The 17,309-nt window shown below is 57.8% G+C and carries 15 protein-coding genes; 10 read left to right on the top strand and 5 right to left on the bottom strand.

Annotation, left to right across the window (positions count from 1 at the left end):
- Positions 1-42: 42 nt before the first annotated feature.
- Positions 43-912 carry a TauD/TfdA dioxygenase family protein gene (locus tag CFBP1590_RS18105; protein WP_088235663.1) on the top strand — a complete coding sequence of 290 codons (870 nt, stop codon included), beginning with the start codon at positions 43-45 and terminating at the stop codon, positions 910-912.
- Positions 913-1,230: 318 nt separating this feature from the next.
- Here CFBP1590_RS18105 and CFBP1590_RS18100 read toward each other — a convergent pair whose 3' ends face one another.
- The gene (locus tag CFBP1590_RS18100) at positions 1,231-1,773 is read right to left on the bottom strand and encodes a GNAT family N-acetyltransferase (RefSeq protein WP_058431817.1); all 543 of its coding nucleotides are present in this window, start codon (positions 1,771-1,773) and stop codon (positions 1,231-1,233) included.
- A gap of 216 nt (positions 1,774-1,989) precedes the next feature.
- Here CFBP1590_RS18100 and CFBP1590_RS18095 point away from each other — a divergent pair, with 216 nt between their 5' ends.
- On the top strand, positions 1,990-2,961 hold the full coding sequence (locus CFBP1590_RS18095) for an alpha/beta hydrolase (RefSeq protein ID WP_374729004.1): 972 nt from the start codon (positions 1,990-1,992) through the stop codon (positions 2,959-2,961).
- Positions 2,962-3,028: 67 nt separating this feature from the next.
- Here CFBP1590_RS18095 and CFBP1590_RS18090 read toward each other — a convergent pair whose 3' ends face one another.
- Positions 3,029-6,028 carry a type III effector HrpK domain-containing protein gene (locus CFBP1590_RS18090; RefSeq protein ID WP_088235661.1) on the bottom strand — a complete coding sequence of 1,000 codons (3,000 nt, stop codon included), beginning with the start codon at positions 6,026-6,028 and terminating at the stop codon, positions 3,029-3,031.
- 647 nt (positions 6,029-6,675) lie between these two features.
- The gene (locus tag CFBP1590_RS18085) at positions 6,676-7,647 is read right to left on the bottom strand and encodes a LysR family transcriptional regulator (protein WP_088235660.1); all 972 of its coding nucleotides are present in this window, start codon (positions 7,645-7,647) and stop codon (positions 6,676-6,678) included.
- 102 nt (positions 7,648-7,749) lie between these two features.
- Between CFBP1590_RS18085 and CFBP1590_RS18080 the strand changes: the two genes are divergently transcribed.
- The 4 genes from CFBP1590_RS18080 to CFBP1590_RS18065 all read left to right on the top strand — a co-directional run bounded on the left by CFBP1590_RS18080 (position 7,750) and on the right by CFBP1590_RS18065 (position 11,762).
- Positions 7,750-8,853 (top strand): alkene reductase, encoded by a 1,104-nt coding sequence (locus CFBP1590_RS18080; protein ID WP_088235659.1) that lies wholly within the window; start codon positions 7,750-7,752, stop codon positions 8,851-8,853.
- A gap of 144 nt (positions 8,854-8,997) precedes the next feature.
- The gene (locus CFBP1590_RS18075; protein ID WP_029243944.1) at positions 8,998-9,381 is read left to right on the top strand and encodes a nuclear transport factor 2 family protein; all 384 of its coding nucleotides are present in this window, start codon (positions 8,998-9,000) and stop codon (positions 9,379-9,381) included.
- A 205-nt stretch (positions 9,382-9,586) separates the two neighbouring features.
- Positions 9,587-10,621: an alpha/beta hydrolase gene (locus tag CFBP1590_RS18070; RefSeq protein ID WP_088235658.1), complete on the top strand. Its 1,035-nt coding sequence runs from the start codon at positions 9,587-9,589 to the stop codon at positions 10,619-10,621.
- A 334-nt stretch (positions 10,622-10,955) separates the two neighbouring features.
- Positions 10,956-11,762 (top strand): hypothetical protein, encoded by an 807-nt coding sequence (locus tag CFBP1590_RS18065; protein WP_032664259.1) that lies wholly within the window; start codon positions 10,956-10,958, stop codon positions 11,760-11,762.
- Positions 11,763-11,910: 148 nt separating this feature from the next.
- On the opposite strand, the gene CFBP1590_RS18060 is transcribed toward CFBP1590_RS18065, so the two are convergent.
- Positions 11,911-12,567: a glutathione S-transferase gene (locus tag CFBP1590_RS18060; protein ID WP_088236437.1), complete on the bottom strand. Its 657-nt coding sequence runs from the start codon at positions 12,565-12,567 to the stop codon at positions 11,911-11,913.
- Positions 12,568-12,759: 192 nt separating this feature from the next.
- Here CFBP1590_RS18060 and CFBP1590_RS18055 point away from each other — a divergent pair, with 192 nt between their 5' ends.
- Positions 12,760-13,323, top strand: a complete 564-nt coding sequence (locus CFBP1590_RS18055; protein ID WP_088235657.1) for a TetR/AcrR family transcriptional regulator — start codon at positions 12,760-12,762, stop codon at positions 13,321-13,323.
- Positions 13,324-13,568: 245 nt separating this feature from the next.
- Here the strand turns inward: CFBP1590_RS18055 and CFBP1590_RS18050 are convergent, their stop codons facing one another.
- The gene (locus tag CFBP1590_RS18050; protein ID WP_074454585.1) at positions 13,569-14,237 is read right to left on the bottom strand and encodes a GntR family transcriptional regulator; all 669 of its coding nucleotides are present in this window, start codon (positions 14,235-14,237) and stop codon (positions 13,569-13,571) included.
- Between the two features lie 253 nt (positions 14,238-14,490).
- Between CFBP1590_RS18050 and CFBP1590_RS18045 the strand changes: the two genes are divergently transcribed.
- The 3 genes from CFBP1590_RS18045 to CFBP1590_RS18035 are packed head-to-tail and all read left to right on the top strand — an operon-like array spanning position 14,491 to position 17,303.
- Positions 14,491-15,723, top strand: coding sequence for an NRAMP family divalent metal transporter (locus tag CFBP1590_RS18045; protein WP_004882852.1), 1,233 nt, complete (start codon positions 14,491-14,493; stop codon positions 15,721-15,723).
- A gap of 18 nt (positions 15,724-15,741) precedes the next feature.
- Positions 15,742-16,512, top strand: a complete 771-nt coding sequence (locus CFBP1590_RS18040) for a LamB/YcsF family protein (RefSeq protein ID WP_088235656.1) — start codon at positions 15,742-15,744, stop codon at positions 16,510-16,512.
- The gene (locus tag CFBP1590_RS18035) at positions 16,509-17,303 is read left to right on the top strand and encodes a putative hydro-lyase (protein WP_004882850.1); all 795 of its coding nucleotides are present in this window, start codon (positions 16,509-16,511) and stop codon (positions 17,301-17,303) included. Before CFBP1590_RS18040 ends, CFBP1590_RS18035 begins: the two co-directional genes overlap by 4 nt.
- Positions 17,304-17,309: the final 6 nt, after the last annotated feature.

The following is a 17,309-nucleotide window of genomic DNA, read 5'->3' as shown; positions in this document are numbered from 1 at the left end:
TCGGCCCGGCAATCGGATCTGACAACAAGAGGATGAAGGAACATGGATCAACTGGCACTCAAGGCCATCGAGCGCATCGCGGGCGCGCCACGTGCGCCGTACCACAGCATCGGCATCGACAGGCTGACGCCTGTCATTGGTGCCGAGATCAGCGGCGTGGACCTGTCACAGCCGTTGAACGACGAGCAACTCGACGAAATCCGCCGGGCGCTTCTGGAGAACCATGTGCTGGTGTTTCGTGACCAGCACCTGAGCGTGGAGCAGCACAAGGCGTTCGGTCGACTGTTCGGTGAACTGCGTGCGTTACCGGTGGACAGCATCGATGGTGATGACCCGGAACTGGTGGTGGTCCGCGCCAACGCCCAGTCACGTTTCGTCGCGGGTGAAACCTGGCACACCGACGGCACCGCCGACCTCGAACCTTCGATGGGCTCGATGCTCTACGTCAAGGAAACCCCGGCCATCGGCACGGGCGGCGACACCCTGTTTTCCAACATGCACCTGGCGATCGACATGCTGTCCCCGGCCATGCAGCAGTTCCTCGGTGGCTTGACCGCCATTCACGATGGCGAGATTCCCTGGAAGGGCTTCACACCGCCCGAAGGCCTGCCCAAAAGCGAACACCCGGTCGTGGTTCGCCACCCGGAAACCGGCAGGCCGACGCTGTTCGTCAACTCGGGTTTCACCTCGCACATCGTGCAATTGTCAGACAGTGAAAGTCAGACGTTGCTGAACATGCTCTTCGATCTGGTGGCCCGCGAACCGATTCTCAGCTGCCGAGTCCGCTGGGCACCCAACACCCTCGTGTTCTGGGACAACCGCTCCACGCAGCACCACGCAGTCTGGGACTACTTTCCCCATTCACGCTACGGCGAGCGCGTTACGATCCTGGGAACGCGGCCGAGGGCGTGAGCGTCAACCAGTGTTGCTGCCGGTTCCCGGCAGATCGCCGGCAAGCCGCCTCTTATCAAACAACCTGTAAACCACTGAAGAGATTCAATTTGTGGGAGCGGACTTGTCCGCGAAAAGGCCGGTACATCCGATGCATATGCAGTGGCTGAAAAACTGCATTCGCGGACAAGTCCGCTCCCACCAAGTTTGCTGCGCGAAAGCGCTGCGTCAAAGACGTTGTGGTGCCTCCCACAGTCCGGTGTTTTTCTATCAAACACCGGACTTCTCAAGAAACGCTGAACGCTGCTTCTGCCCGGAGGGCGTGGGAGCTCTCGGAGGTTACGACGGCAGCGATGGGCTGCGCAGCGGCCCCAACTGCAACCCATAAACAAGATCATCAAACCACTGCTCACCAATCTGATACGCCTGTGGCACGCGACGCTCAAAGGTGAAGCCGCATTTCTCCTGCAGCTTGCAGGACGCGATGTTGCCATCGGTCACGGTTGCCTCCAGCGAGTCCAGCCCGATGGCGGCGGCATAGTCGATGACGGCGTGCCAGGACTCGGTGCCGTAACCCTGGCCCTGATGCTCCGGCAACAACAGACCACCAATCTCGGCATGCCCCTGCGACAGGATACGAAAGCCGCTCACGCCCAGCTCCTGCCCGCTCTGCCTGTCGATCACCACCAGACACAGCCAGTGGTCCGACTGCGGCGTCCATGCAGGCAATCGATGATCGAAGCCTCTGCGAATCATCTCTTCGTCAATGTCTCCGAACACATACTGCATGGTCTGTGGTTCACGGTGCAGCCTGAAAAACAGCGGCCAGTCCGCCTCGACCAGTGTCCGCAGGTACAGCCGTTCGGTGTTCAACTCCAGCATCCGGTGCTCCTTGCACGTTCAGAAAGGCACAGGGTTTTTTACCCGGCGCTGCCGCATTGATCAATCAATGAATACGTACATCAGCCCTTAACAATGCCCGAGGCAACATCGCATCGTCATTTCATGCAATGAACGCTGCCGCGACGCGCGACTCTATTCATGACCGCACCACACCATTCATCACGACGATCATCGGCCTGACAGGAGCGCAAGCATTTGGATAACAGACAGTCCATGTCTTTCAGCGAGCAGGAGCGTGCCGAGGCTCGCCAGCTAAACAGGAAGCTCGCGCGCTTTCCGCGTTTCAAGATACGCAACCGCGTCATGCCCGTGCTGATCCAGTCACTGTTGCGCGTCAGCCAGATTGGCGGCGGGGGCAAGCTCACTCGACACGGACTGCAGGCCGAAAAGAAAATCGTCAGCAGCAACGGTGTCCCCGTGTCTGTGCGCATCATCAGGCCCAAGGGCCAGCCCAAAGGCGTCGTGCTCGACTTTCATGGCGGCGGCTGGGTGATCGGCAATGCGCAGATGAACGATGACCTCAACGTCGCGATGGTCAACGAATGCGAGGTGGCCGTGGTGTCGGTCGATTACCGGCTCGCCGTGTCCACGCCCGTTGAAGGGGTGATGGACGACTGTTTCTCGGCCGCTTGCTGGCTGCTGGGAGAAAGCTGCCCTGAGTTCGCGGGCCTGCCGGTGATCGTCGTCGGTGAATCCGCCGGTGGCCACCTCGCGGCCACAACCCTGCTGAAACTGAAAGAAAAGCCCGAGCTGTTGCAACGCATCAAAGGCGCGCTGCTGTACTACGGCGTCTATGACCTCACCGGAACTCCCAGCGTGCGCAACGCCGGGCCTGAAACCCTCGTTCTCGACGGCCCAGGAATGGTCGAGGCCCTGCGCCTGCTCACGCCTGGCCTGACCGACGAACAGCGCCAGCAACCCACGCTGTCGCCCTTGTATGGCGATCTTTCCGGCATGCCGCCTGCGCTGATGTTCGTCGGCGACATCGATCCGTTGCTGGACGACACCCTGCAAATGGCCGAGCGCTGGAAAACCGTGGCGGAGGTTGAGATGCACCGGCTGCCGGACTTGCCGCACGGGTTCGTTCACTTTCCGACGGCGATGTCGGGGAGGGTGCTGGCACGCAGTCGAGAGTGGCTGAGCGAAATGATCAAGCGCGAGACCTGATCCACGCACCCGGCGAGACCGGGCACGAGGATCAGCGCAGATCACGGGGATTGCACCCCGTGTTGCCTCAGGACGCGACGGTGGAGTCTTCACCGCCCGGCCAGTCCTTGATTGGAATGTCGTCGATGGTGCCATCCTTCACACCGTCGATGGCATAGCGTCTGATGCTGTCGCCCAGCACCTGCGCGAAGTCATCGGCCTTGGCCTGTTGCTGTCCTTCCCTGACCAGACCGGGAATGATCGCCCCCAGAACCGCGACGCCGCCAGCCAGGAAACCCAGCGTACCCGCTGCGGCAGCCAGCGCCGGGATGAAGCGGGGCAGGTTAGCGCCCAGCAGGCCCAGTGTACCCTCAAGGGCCGAGGCTGAACCGGAAAGCACGCCCAGAGACCCGGCAGTCACGCCAAAGCCGCCAGTCAGGTTGTCGCCTCGACGGATCGCGTTCACGCCATCGAAAATCCCGTAGGCACCTGCCGCGATATTGGCCAGACCGCCCAGGCCTTTGGCTGCTTCCTCATACTGCTTGGAGACAGCGATCGCGTTCTTGCTGTCCTTGATGTTGTCCTTGAGCTTATCGAGCTGTTCCTGAGAAAGGTTGTCAGGGTTACCTGTCAGGGTCTTTTCCCTTTGCTTGATCGCCTCGTTCATCGAGACCTGATAAGCCTTCGTACCGCCCTCGGTGAACAGCGTGGCGGCCTGCACCGAGCCGGTGGTGATGTCGACGATGTTGCGATCCGTGAGCTTACCCGAGCCCTGTGTGCCCCGTGCGATGGTCATGCCCGCCATGAACAGACCGCTGACCCCGTGAAGCACGCCGCTGCCATAGGCACCTTTGGCGTCGCCGCCGGTGTCGAACCTGGTCAGCATGTCCATCTTGTCCAGTGCCTTGGTGCCCTGGCGGAACATGTCCCAGTTACCCCTGAAGCCCGAAAGCACCTGATCGGTCGTCGCGACAGTGCCATCCTTGTTCAGCAGCAATTCCGGGGATTCCTGGCGCATCTGGTCGATCAGCTTGCGGACCTTGTCCTCGTCAAGGTCCTTGCCGCCGTCCTTGCCGAAGGCTTTTTGCATGTCTTCGAAGGTGGCGTCCTTGAAGAGGTTTTCCTGGGATATAGTCGAGAAATTGTCGTTGAGCTGCTTGTCGAACTCACCGGTAAAGGTCGGGTCCAGCGTGGCGTTGTAGAGCGCGACTTCCATGCTGAACGCACTGGCAGCCGCTTCCGGTGCGTTGGTCTTGAGCAATTCGCGCAGACGCTCGCCGGACGCCAGAGAATCCTTGTAATAGGTCTTCAGGGCTTCGCTGTGAGAGGACTTGCCCACGCCAGCCTGGATCTCTGCAGCGTTATTGATGCCCAGCATCCCTTGAAAGCTCTGAGCGGTGGCGTAGAACTGGGTCAGCGCGGCGGTCTGATCGGTCTTGCCATCCTTGGTGTTCGCCTCCCACGCCTTGTCCAGCGCCTTGCCGGACTTGATCTCGTCTTCGTAGGTTTTGCTGACCGCATCCTTGAGGCCCGGACTGGCCTCGAACAGGTCCTTCATGCCCTTAGCGCTGCTGTCCTGAAGAAACGCTGCGGTGTCGGGATCGCTCTGCAGAATGGCGATGTGGTCGCCGATATCCTTGAGCAGCTTTTCCGGTTCCCAAAAAGCGCCCGATCCATTGGCGATGGCCACCTTGCCATAATCGTCGCCCCACATGCCGGCGTTGGCGCCGTCCACCACCAGCTTCTGGGACTTTTGCAAATCCAGCAGCACCGCGACCTTTTCCTCTGCCGTGTAGTGCTCAGGGTGTTCGAACACGTCTTTGCCCAGCTTGCCGGTGTCCACGTTGCTGGTCAAGTTCCCGGATACCACGCTGGACAGCAGGCTGCTCAACGTCATGGCATCCACCGGAGCGCCACTTTTCAGGAAGGCCTGAAGGTCGCCGCTGCTGACCTTGCCGTCGGCCGATTTCGCCAGATTGCCGCTGGCCGTGTCGAGCAGCTTGAAGGCGCCGGGCTGCGACCAGAAGCTCAAGGCGTCCTTCTCCAGGCCGCCCAGCTGCGGGTTGCTGTCTTTGTAATCCTTGATGTTCTGAGCGGTGAGGGTGCCGTCGGCGCCAGTCTTGCCACGGATCGAGTCGTACATCTGCTCCAGAATCGCCGTGTATTGCGCGATCTGTTTGGAGCCCTCATCGGCGTTCTTGTTGGTTTCAACGTAGGTTTTATACCCGGCGATATCCTGACTGGCCTGCGCCTTGGGCAGGGACGAGAAACCGTACTTGCCGAAGTCCTGCAGACGTCCGGCTTCGGTGCCGTGTTTGGCTTCGCCGCCTTTGGTGAAGCCATTGATCCGTGTGTCGGCCACATCCTTGCCGGTCAGCGGTTTACCACCCTCGTCGTAGCCAACGACACGATCCATCACCTGACCCGCACGGAAAGCCGCGTCGGGATCGTTTTCGAAATCGCCCACTTGTTCCTTGAGCATGTCCTTCACGCCGCTCTGGTTACCCAGGTTCTTGAGCAGCGGATTGTCGTCAATGATGTCCTGAGCCGAACGGGTATCGCCCTCCGGCCGCACCCACTGAATGCCCGCCGCTTCGGCCTGCTCCCGCGCCGCACTGCTGTCACCGGCGCTGTCCACGTGCTTGAGCTCGCCCTTGAGATTCTCCCAGCCGTACTTGCCGAAATCCTGCAAACGACCGGCTTCGGTGCCGTGTTTGGCGTCACCGCCCTTGGTGAACCCATCGACCCGGCCGTTGCCGTCATTGCCATTCACAATGCGCACGCCGTCCTCGTTCAGCAACTCCACATGATCCAGCACCTGAACGGCGCGATACGCAGCGTCGCGATCATGCTCGAAGTCACCGACACGCTCCTTGAGCTTGTCCTTCACGCCACTCTGATTGCCCAGATTCTTCAGCACCGGGCTGGCGTCGATAATCTCCTGGGCAGATCGCTTGTCATCGCCGGGCAGCTCCCACTCGATGCCCGCGTCTTTGGCTTTGGCGCGGTCAACCGAGTTGCTCCACTGACTCTGCGAATTGGATTCCGCCGTGCGGTTCTTGGATATGTTTTCTACGGAAACGGACATGTGCAGGCTCCTTGGTAATAAACCCCGCCAGCACAGCGCCCCGTGAAAGCGACGCCGAGCACTGACCGGCTGACTGGCAGGGTAGAAAGGGGTAAGGCTCGAACAGATCCGAGGGTAGGGAGCGCACATGAGGTGGATGTGACACGGGCTGTGAAATGTTGTGAATTTACATAGGGTGGGGAGGGGGCTGTCGGCTGGTCAAGGTGGTTTGACGAGTGCTTCTGTTGCCCGATGATGGGTTTGTGAAGAGGAGCATCGGTTCGGAATGTGAAGGGCGCGGTTTGAAAGACCACTTGCTTCGGGGGGGCGTGTCAGAGGGCTTCAGGATGTGGCCTTCACCAGCACTCCACTGGTGAACCTGGCTTCCAATATTGAGGAAAACTTATCGAAGTCGTGCGCGGACTCTGGAGCCACAAACATCAGGTCACCGAAAGGCTCGGCGTAATCACTGAGGTTACCTGGAATGACATGAATCAGCGAGTGTCATTCCATCGGGGACAGTTTGAAGACGCATTGTCAGCACTCGGACGGCCGACCGGACATGAGTGGTTCTGAGTGCCCGCTATCGGCCCAAAGTGAACGTTACTAACCGTTTATAGCGATGAAAACTCGATATTTCCGAACATGTCGCACCTGGGAAAGTTAAATCAAAATTTCCCAACCTCATTAGCACTACGCATGAAATCAACAAACGCACGCAGCTTGCCTGGCATATGTTTACGATGCGGATAGTAAAGGTGAAACGCATCGTCCATGCCGCTGTGCTGCTTCAATACCTGACGAAGCGTACCGTTTTCCAACTCTGGCCTTGCGAAGTCCTCGAAAACGAAACCAATGCCCTGGCCTTGTATTGCCGCATCAAGGACGGATCTCATTTCGTCAAAGATAAAACGCCCTTGAACATCGACTTGAACCATTTGCCCGCCATCTTCGAACTTCCATTCAAAGAATCGTCCACCCACTGAATACCGTTGGCGAATGCAGTTGTGCTTCAGCAGTTGCTCCAGTGTCTGGGGCTCAGCCAAGGTGCTGAAGTAATCCGGCGCTGCCACCATAATTCTTTTTTGTGTCGCTCCCAACTGTACCGCGACCATGTCGTTCTGCACTCTTTTTCCCATGCGCATGCCGATATCGAAACCGGCATTAACGATATCGCCAAGTTGGTTATCCAGCGATACCTCGACGTTGATCAGCGGGTATTTCTCCATGAAGGCGGTCAGATGCGGTTCGATCAGGATGCGGTATGCAACGTAAGACGAGTTGAGCCGCACTGTGCCAGAGGGTTGATCTGTCACGAGCGAGACTTGTGACAACGAGTCTCTGATCAAGGCAAGCGCGGGTGCCAATGCCGCGTTCAATGACGCGCCGGCCTCGGTCAGGCTGACACTGCGTGTTGTTCGATTGAACAGTCGCACATTGAGTTGCGCTTCCACGCTTTTGATCGTGCGTGATACCGCAGTGGGCGTAACACCGATTTCTGCGGCGGCGCGTGCGAAATTCAAATGCCTGGCGGCCGCCTCGAAGGTTAGAAGACCGGGTAAATGCACCGGTGGTAGAGGCATTGAATCGTCAACGCCCTCAGCACGCGTCGGGCTCTGTATTATGACTTTTTTGATCATACTGTATCCATGCTTATGGCTATTTACGTCATTATCATTAACCACCATAGTTGATGCAGCAAGGATTTTTATCCGGCAAAACAGTTATCACTAGGAATCACAATGACACCCAACAGCCCATCAACGGACCTTTTCACGCCAATGGATTTAGGCGCCTTATCACTGGCCAACCGCATTGTCATGGCCCCGTTAACGCGCAGCCGCATGGGGCCAGAAGGCGTACCTAACGAAATGCATGCTCGCTACTACGCACAACGTGCCAGCGCTGGTTTGATCATCAGTGAAGCGACCAATATTTCCCCGCAAGCGCGGGGGTATGCGTTGACGCCAGGCATCTGGACTGAAGAGCACGTAGCAGGCTGGAAGCGGGTAACAGATGCGGTGCATGCCGCTGGTGGACTTATTGTTTGCCAACTGTGGCATGTGGGGCGTTTCTCGCATGTGGACCTGCAACCCGACGGCACGGCACCGGTAGCGCCATCGGCGATTAAAGCCGAAGGCCAGACCTTTACTGAAGAGGGGATGATGGACGTCTCCATGCCGCGAGCGCTGGAAATATCCGAGATCCCAGGCATTATCGAGCAATACCGACACGCCGCCGCATGCGCAAAAGGTGCAGGCTTTGATGGTGTGGAAGTGCACTCTGCCAATAGCTATCTGCTTGATCAGTTCCTGCGCGACTCCACCAATCAGAGAACTGACCAATATGGTGGTTCGATTGAGAATCGCACACGACTCACGCTGGAAGTCACTGCTGCAGTCGTCGAGATCTGGGGTCATGACCGCGTTGGCATTCGTCTATCGCCCGTGACGCCAGATGCAGGCAACACTCCCTTGGACAGCCAGGTAATGCAAACCTATGGCTATCTGATCGAGCAACTGAATCGCTTCCAGCTCGCCTATATGCATTTTGTCGAGGGCGCTACCGCTACGTCACGCACTGTTCCCGAAAACGTGGATCTCGATGCGTTACGTGCACGGTTCAAAGGCCCCTATATCGGCAACAACAATTACGACATCGAACTCGCCGTTACTCGCCGTGCTGAAGGCAAGGTCGACGCAGTGGCTTTCGGTCGCCCGTTTATTGCCAATCCGGATTTGGTGCGCCGTTTGAAAGAAGGTGCAGAACTCACTGTTGCGCCACGTGAAACCTATTACGGTAACGGCGCTAAAGGTTACACCGACTGGCCGACGCTCGCTGAATAAACCAACTGGGCAACACTTCAAAAGCGAGACCTTGGGCCCCAGCGCTTGGCGTCGCTATGGGTGGTCGCAGGGGGCGATCTCAATACCCGCCAAAAGTAACCGGTCTTTTTAACACGACTCGAATTAACTACCAGGAGTACAAACATGAACAAGCCTACTTATGTGCAGGAATATCAGGCCATCACCGAGGTACTGAACAAATACAACGAAGGCTGCAAACAGGCCAAAAGCAGCATCATGAAGCCAGCTTTCAGCGAGCAGGCAACGATGTTCAGCGTCGATGGTGACGGCAAGCTGACCGGCGGCCCGATTCAGACACTGTTCGATGGCATTGACAGCGCGTTCCGTCCGTCTCCAGAAGCTCAAGGTGTAATCGTCAACATCGACATCGTAGGCACCGCTGCCAGCGCACGCATCGACACCAATGACGTATCGGGCTTTTGCTTTACGGATTTCTTTAACCTGCTGAAGGTCGACGGCGAGTGGACGGTGGTCAGCAAGATCTTCCACACCCATGTCGCGCCTTGAATATCTGACTTCCTTGGCCACGCGGCAGATGAGGCTTCAACCCTATCTGTCGTGTTTTTCTTTGCAGCCGAGCGGAGCTGCAACTATGCGTCCGGCACAGCGTCCGAAATCCGCTGACTTCGTTCGCCTGGCCGCAGGCGCAACAACGTAATTTAACAGGCCGCTATTTAATGACGCACACACTCAGGCGTTAAAAGGAAACATCATGAAGCCTCTAACCTCCGCTTTCGCCCTTTCCGTCGTTGCTCTGTCGCCTGGTAGCGCCTCCGCAGCCGAACGGCCTGGCGTAGAACACAACGTGGCAAAATTCCTGCAGTCCCTTGAGGGCGGCCAGACGCTCGACAGCATGTCGCCGACCGATGCCCGTGCCGCGCTGGCGGGTGCCCAGGCCGCCTCCAACGTTGCCTTGCCGGAAGCGGAGGTCAGCGAGAAGACGATTCGCGTCAATGACAGCGACCTGCAACTGACCATCGTGCGCCCGGTTGGCAGCCAACAGAAGACCCTGCCCGCATTCATGTACTTCCACGGCGGCGGCTGGGTGCTGGGCGACTTCCCAACGCACGAACGGCTGGTGCGTGACTTGGTGTCGGGCTCTGGCGCGGTGGCGGTATTCGTTAACTACAGCCTGTCGCCTGAGGCGGGATACGGCGTTGCCATCGAACAAGCCTATGCCGCAACCAAATGGGTGGCCGAGCATGGCCAGGAGATCAATGTCGACGGCAACCGCCTGGCCGTAGCGGGTAACAGCGCAGGTGGCAATCTGGCCGCAGCTGTAGCTCTGATGGCGAACGAGAAAGGCTTACCTGCACTGCGTTCGCAGCTATTGCTGTGCCCGGTAACGGATGCAAACTTCGACACGCCGTCGTACAAGGAATTTGCCAACGGCTACTTCCTGACCAAAGACCTCATGGCGTGGTTCTGGGACAACTACACAACCGACGCCGACGCACGCAAGCAGATTTACGCATCGCCGCTGCAGGCGACGCTAGAGCAATTGGAAGGCCTGCCGCCGACGCTGATCCAGACGGCTGAATTCGATGTCCTGCGCGATGAAGCCGAAGCTTACGGCCACAAGCTCAACGCTGCGGGTGTGCAAGTGACGTCGGTGCGCTACAACGGCATGATTCACGACTTTGGGCTATCGAACGCGTTCAACCATCTGCCGGCAGTGCAAAGCGCGATCGCTCAAGCCTCGCAAGAACTCAAGACGAACCTAAGCCAGTCATTGCAAAACCCATGAACGCGCAGGTGATGACAACGCTGCGTCATTCATGACAAAAAACTCAACATTCGTTTCATCGCGAGGCTACAGCTGCACACCTATCTGGTGATCTCCCTGCCTTTTTTGCAACTGAAAGTTAATAAGCGCATTCAACCCTTAATTAGAGCAACTAGTCGATACTCGTGGAAAGATTGCTTTCAGTCTGCCCAGCTATAGCTGATGAACTGCAAACATCTCGAGACCACGGCCCTCGCACCTAAGGTGTTCCGGTTTACATCCCTTGCCTGAGCCTTAAATTTCAGAAGTTTCCGATATATAATACGCGCTACTCGATAATGAGTTCAGGATAAATATGTCAAGCGAGGAAGTTGTGCAAATTCTTACCGTTTCAGACTTCGAAAAAATGGCCGTCAGGTACTCAGCATTATTCCACTTCCGCTCCCTCAAGGACGGTCCGAAAAATATCGCGTACTGGATATCGGTCGTTTTCTTTGCCCTCATGCTGCTTTTTATGTTCAGCAGCATCGGTGTTTCGATATCAGGAGGTGAGCCAAGTACAGGTCTGGCTATGATCGCTGTTCTTTTTGAGCTTCTCGGATTGGTCGTCTGGGTGGTTTTTTATGAGCCTGTGTACAGGTATGACAAGCTTAAAAGGTCGGGAATCCCTGATTCGCTCTGCCAAAAACAGGACAGGGAAACTGTCAAAAGCATCTGGCTCAAAAAGAACCTGCCTGTCTCGCCTGACAAGTATCTTGACGTGACGAAAACCTTCTACGAGGTCCAGGGAATGCTGGTTGAGTCCAGAAAGAACAGGCAGCTGGGTGATCGGTTCCTGATGGGATTCTTCAGCCTTAAGCCGCTTCAGAGCGTGCTTTCCATTCCTGTTATTTTGGCTTTGCTGAATTTTGTTTTGAGAGTTCCAGGCGTCGAGTTCACGACGGCGAACATTGATTTTTCAGAGCTTGCAGGCAATGCTGCAAAATATTCCCTCACCCTTTTCCTTATCGCAATTACCCTGGTTTTTTCTATTGGAATGTTGTTGACGATGGTTGTCGGTATATCGGAGTTAATCGGTGAGAGGTATCGAGGTAAATGTGCTGACCTGACCAAAAAAAGGTTTGTCAGGGCTTTGCTCGAGCGGGCGGACTTGGCAGGTTAGGTGCTACGCCGGGGGCCGATTGAATTCGACCCAAACCCAAGTGCCGCCACTTTTATGGGCGGCACGTGGCGTGGCACTCACCGATTGAGGTGTCCGCATACAGTCAACCACCGCATTGCGTCCACCCGCCGTATCATTAGTAACCTACTCAGCCTTTCGGCCTGCCGCTTTCAACCATCTCTTTCCACGTCTTCACACTCGGCCGTTCCTGCATCCGCACATGCCATTCGCGTAGTGCGGTGCATTCTTCAGGTACCGCGAGTTTCACCAGCGATGAAAAGATCATCCCACCCAGCACGGCGATATCCGCCATCGAGAACTTTTCACCTGCGACAAAGGGCTGATGCTTGAGCAGTTCATCGAAATAGCGCATGCCTCTGACGGCCTTGTCGCGCATGCAGTTGCCCCATTCGGCGTTCTGGTACAGCTCGACGTCTGGACCAAGTCCCGGGGTAGCGTGGTGGAAGTAGGTGCTGACGGCGTCGAGAAATTCGATTTCCGCGCGTTTGGTCATCATGTGGATGAGGCCTTTTTCGACAGGCGTTTCGCCGGTCAGGTCGGGGCTGCCCACCAAGGAGTCAAGGTACTGAGTGATGGCGGTGCATTCGGCGATGAGGGTGCCGTCGTTCAGTTCCAGTACGGGGAGGGTGCCTGAGTAGTTGACGGCTAGAAATTCCGGTTTCTTGTGTTCGCCTGTCCACAGGTTGACGGACACGAACTCGATTTTCGAGAGCAGGCCTTTTTCGGCCAGTGCGATGCGTACACGCGCCGGGTAAGGGCCGTCGTACCAGTCGTGGATTTTCATCATTGGGATGTTTGCATGGGTAGAAGGTGCAGTTGCATGTGTCATGGTCAGTTACCTGCCTGTCAGTTGGTAGGCAAAGATTGCGCGCTCGATTTGAAGCTGTCAACACCTGCCTACCAGTTGGCAGGTAAATACTTTTGCGAGTAGAATCGCTGGCAACGATCAGATGACTGCACAAGCGAGGAGCCACACGTGAGCGAGAATGCTCGGGAATCCATATTGGCCGCCGCGAAAGCTGCGGCTCAGGTACACGGCTACAGCGGGATCAATTTCCGCAGCATCGCCGATACCGTGGGGATCAAGAACGCTAGCATTTACTACCACTTTCCCAGCAAGGCCGACCTCGGGGCGGCGGTTGCCAGACGCTACTGGCAGGACACGGCTGCTGTGCTTGAGGCGATTCGTGACGAGAACACCGATCCGACACGCTGCCTGCAGCTGTATCCGTCGATCTTTCGCATGTCGCTGGAGAACGGCAACCGGCTGTGTCTTTCCAGTTTCATGGCGGCCGAATACGAAGACCTGCCTGAGGAAGTGAAGAGCGAGGTCAAGGCGTTTGCAGATGCCAACGTGGCATGGCTTGCCCGGGTGCTCGCTGACGCGGGACTGGGAAGCGCAGAAAAATGCGAACGCCGTGCGCGTGCCATTTTCACTGCTGTGGCCGGGGCGCAGTTGATCGCCCGAACTCACCAGGATGTCGGCGAGTTTGATGAACTGATGCTCAGTTATCAGGATGCAGGGCTTTTTTCTGTGTGATCGCTGGGCCTCTTATCAAACAACACGTAATCTGCTGAATGAACACGTTTTTGTGGGAGGCGGCTTGCCGGCGATGCAGTCGACGCGGTATGTCAGGAAAGTCGCTTCATCGTTCATCGCCGGCAAGCCGCCTCCCACGGTCCGGTGTTTGCCGCGCGACAGCGCTACGTCGAAGACGTGGTGGTGCCTCCCACGGAAAAATAGCGTTTCTTCAGTGACTTATGGGGCGTTTTATAAAAGTGCCCTCAGCGTTTCAGGCTGCGCTCGTAAGCAGCCAGTACCGTCCGCTCCGATTGCACCAGATACGACTCAAGCATCTTGGTGGCCTTTTCAGGCTCTCCCGCTTCAACGCATTCAAGAATCCCGGCGTTCATGTCGATGTACGGCACGTGCAGGAACTCCGGCGCGTTGAGCAACCCGAAGGCCAGCCGCAGCTCCGCCGAGATCTGTCCATAGAACACCACCAGCCGCGGGCTGTCGGCCAGTTCGACAATGCCCTGGTGGAACATCATGTTGGCGGTACCCACGGCCACCCAGTCCTTGGCTTCACGCGCCCGCACACTGGCGTCGACCGCTTCACGCATGCGCAGCGCTCCGGGGTGCTGCGGATAGCCTTGGGCGATGGCATTGCATTCGATGAAGCGGCGCACGCGGTAGATGTCGATGATCGAGGCCATGTCCGGCTCGGCAACTGTCACGCCGCGATTGGGTTCGTGCTTGAGCAGGCCTTCACGCGTCAGCACCCTGAACGCCTCTCTCAGCGTATTGCGCGAGATGTCCAGATTTTCGGCCAGTGCCGCTTCGGACAGGCGCTGACCTGGAACCAGCTCGCCTTCGACCAGCATCCTGCGAATTTCTTGAGTGATGGATTCTCCCAGCGTACGGGCGGGAGAAGGGGGTACTGCGTCGTTCATAAGGGGTCCAGGGTGGGAAAAGCCGCGACGATATTCCCTGAGAGCTTAGTGCGTGGCAAGAAAGAAGCGCGCTGTGTGCTTCATTAGGTAGCGCCTCTGGTTCCTGAAGTAACAAATTGGTGCAATTGAGTGATCAATGGCTATAGGATTGTTCAACAATAATTCCGCTTGGCACCTACATCTCAGGCTGATTGGTTGAGTCTTGGCATGCTCATTGCTCTGCTCAGGTATCACTCACCGTAGGAATGTTGCCGTGACACAGACCACTCAAGAGTTTACGAAAGCCCGGCGCGCTTCGTTGATCGCCGCAATATTCATGATGGCGACGTCCGCCATCGGTCCAGGCTTCCTCACTCAGACGGCGACCTTCACCGCCACGCTGGGTGCTGCGTTTGCGTTCGGCATTCTGGCGTCGATCCTGATCGACTTCGTCGTGCAGCTGAACGTGTGGCGTATCGTGTCGCTGACCAAAATGCGCGCGGCCGATCTGGCCAATGCTGCTATTCCGGGCAGTGGTTACTTGCTGACGGTGTTGGTGCTGTGTGGTGGCCTGGTGTTTATGCTGGGTAACATTGCCGGTGCAGGTCTGGGCTTGAATGCGCTGACCGGCCTTGATCCCAAGTGGGGAGGCGCCTTGAGTGCGCTGCTCGCCATTGCAATCTTCTCGTCTCATCGCGCAGGCGTGGCGATGGACCGAATCATGATGGGGCTGGGCATCCTGAAAATATGCCTGATCGTGTTCGCCTGCTTCGCGACCCATCCTCCGCTGGGCGAAGCCCTGCGTCAGTCGGTGTGGCCTGACTTCATCGACTTTGCCTCGATTACCACGATTGTGGGCGGCACGGTAGGCGGTTACATCACCTATGCAGGCGCTCACCGTCTGCTTGACCGCGGCACCGTTGGTGTAGAGAACATTCAGGCCGTATCCCGCGCAGCACTGACCGGTATTCTGGTCACTGGCATCGCTCGCTACATATTGTTTCTCGCTATTCTGGGTGTGGTGGCAAGCGGCGTGGTTATCGATGTGTCTGGTAAGGGCGCAAACCCTGCCGGTCAAGCCTTCCAGGCAGCAGCAGGTGACGTCGGCATGATGATGTTCGGTCTGGTGCTATGGGCAGCGGGGATCAGCAGTGTGATCGGCGCGTCTTATACGTCGATGTCCTTCATAACGGTGTTCTCCAAGAAGATCACTGAGCGCGCTCGTCACCTTGCCACCGTGGCTTTCATCGTCATCTGCATGGCGGTGTACCTGATGATCGGCAAGCCGCCAGCGGCATTGCTGGTGTTCGCAGGTGGTTTCAACGGCCTTATCCTGCCACTGGGGCTGAGCATTTTCATGTACGTGGGCTGGGCCCGGTCTGACCTGATGGATGGCTACCACTATCCACGCTGGTTGCTGGTGCTGGGTATTCTGACCTGTCTGCTGTCGTGGTTCATGGCCTACAAATCGGCAGGCGCCATCTTTGCCTTCATCGGCGCGGCCTGATCCAAAGGAGATTTTCTGATGCGTGCAATTGACCTTAACAGCGACCTGGGAGAAAGCTTCGGCGCCTGGAGCATGGGCGACGATGCGGCGATTCTCGAAGTGGTCAGCAGCGCCAACGTGGCGTGCGGATTTCATGCCGGCGATCCGGCCGGAATACTGCGCACGCTGGAAGCCGCCGCCGCGCGTGATGTGGCCGTCGGTGCCCACGTGGCCTACCCGGACCTCGTCGGCTTCGGTCGGCGCAACATGGATGTGCCGGCCGAGCAACTCACCGCCGATGTCATCTATCAGATCGGCGCGCTTCAGGGCCTGGCCCGCAGCGCCGGGACGACAGTGACCTACGTCAAGCCTCACGGCGCGCTCTACAACACCATTGCAGACGATCCGGTTCAGGCGGCTGCGGTGATTCAGGCGATTTTGCGTATCGACCCGCAGCTCAAGCTGGTCTGCCTCGCCAATTCGAAGCTGCTTGGCTGGGCGCGTGATGCGGGTCTGACCTGTGTGTCCGAAGCCTTTGCGGACCGGGCCTACACCGCTCAAGGCACGCTGGTATCCCGCTCGCGTCCTGGTGCTGTGCTGCACGATGTCGAGCTGATCACCGCGCGCATGTTGCGTCTTGTGCGCGATGGCGTCATCGAGGCAGAGGACGGCAGCCTGATCGAGCTTGAAGCCGATTCGATCTGCGTGCACGGCGACAGCCCGGGCGCAGTGAATATCGCCCACGCCCTCAAACAACGTCTGCTTGAAGCAGGGGTCAACATTCGTGCATTTACCCGAGGTCAGCCATGAATTCCTTGAACGACGCCCGTCAGTCAGCCATTGCCGCACGTGCCCGGTATCGCGAAGGCATGGTGTCTCCCACGGCGGGCCATGCACCGGGCCTGACCCAGGCGAACATGATCTGTCTGCCGCGTGAGTGGGCCTACGATTTTCTGCTGTTCGCCCAGCGCAACCCTCAGGCCTGTCCGATTCTGGACGTCACCGAGGCGGGCAGCTACAGCACCGTTCTGGCCGAGGGCGCTGACCTGCGCACCGACATTCCGCTGTATCGCGTCTGGCGCGACGGCAAGCTGGCCGATGAAGTGACCGATGTACGTGACCTCTGGGCCGAGCATACGGATCTGGTCACTTTTCTGATCGGGTGCAGCTTCACCTTCGAGACTCCGTTGCTGGAAGCCGGTATCGATGTGCGGCACATCAGCGAGGGCTGCAACGTGCCGATGTACCGCAGCAACCGCATCTGCCGTCCGGCCGGGCGCCTGAAAGGCGAGACGGTGGTGTCGATGCGACCCATCCCGGCCGATCGGGTGGCCGATGCCGTGAAGATCACCGCACGCTATCCCAATGTGCATGGCGCTCCGGTTCATATAGGCGAGCCTGGCTTGCTCGGTATCGCGGATATTTCGCGTCCTGACTTCGGCGATGCCGTTACCATCAAGCCTGGCGAAGTGCCGGTATTCTGGGCCTGTGGTGTGACACCGCAGGCTGTGGTCATGGCGTCCGGGGTACCTTTTGCGATTTCCCACGCGCCGGGCTACATGTTCATCACCGATGTGCCCGACAGCCGCTACCACGTATAGGAGAGG

The sequence above is a fragment of the Pseudomonas viridiflava genome, assembly GCF_900184295.1.
Taxonomy (GTDB): Bacteria; Pseudomonadota; Gammaproteobacteria; order Pseudomonadales; family Pseudomonadaceae; genus Aquipseudomonas; species Aquipseudomonas viridiflava.
The sequence above is the reverse complement of the archived record's forward strand: the minus strand, read 5'-3'. Positions and strand labels throughout refer to the sequence as shown.

Bases quoted from the DNA above. Each gene is read 5' to 3' on its own strand.
- CFBP1590_RS18105 (WP_088235663.1), top strand. From the start codon at position 43: ATGGATCAACTGGCACTCAAGGCCATCGAGCGCATCGCGGGCGCGCCA.
- CFBP1590_RS18100 (WP_058431817.1), bottom strand. From the start codon at position 1,773: ATGCTGGAGTTGAACACCGAACGGCTGTACCTGCGGACACTGGTCGAG.
- CFBP1590_RS18090 (WP_088235661.1), bottom strand. From the start codon at position 6,028: ATGTCCGTTTCCGTAGAAAACATATCCAAGAACCGCACGGCGGAATCC.
- CFBP1590_RS18085 (WP_088235660.1), bottom strand. From the start codon at position 7,647: ATGATCAAAAAAGTCATAATACAGAGCCCGACGCGTGCTGAGGGCGTT.
- CFBP1590_RS18080 (WP_088235659.1), top strand. From the start codon at position 7,750: ATGACACCCAACAGCCCATCAACGGACCTTTTCACGCCAATGGATTTA.
- CFBP1590_RS18075 (WP_029243944.1), top strand. From the start codon at position 8,998: ATGAACAAGCCTACTTATGTGCAGGAATATCAGGCCATCACCGAGGTA.
- CFBP1590_RS18070 (WP_088235658.1), top strand. From the start codon at position 9,587: ATGAAGCCTCTAACCTCCGCTTTCGCCCTTTCCGTCGTTGCTCTGTCG.
- CFBP1590_RS18065 (WP_032664259.1), top strand. From the start codon at position 10,956: ATGTCAAGCGAGGAAGTTGTGCAAATTCTTACCGTTTCAGACTTCGAA.
- CFBP1590_RS18060 (WP_088236437.1), bottom strand. From the start codon at position 12,567: ATGAAAATCCACGACTGGTACGACGGCCCTTACCCGGCGCGTGTACGC.
- CFBP1590_RS18050 (WP_074454585.1), bottom strand. From the start codon at position 14,237: ATGAACGACGCAGTACCCCCTTCTCCCGCCCGTACGCTGGGAGAATCC.
- CFBP1590_RS18040 (WP_088235656.1), top strand. From the start codon at position 15,742: ATGCGTGCAATTGACCTTAACAGCGACCTGGGAGAAAGCTTCGGCGCC.
- CFBP1590_RS18035 (WP_004882850.1), top strand. From the start codon at position 16,509: ATGAATTCCTTGAACGACGCCCGTCAGTCAGCCATTGCCGCACGTGCC.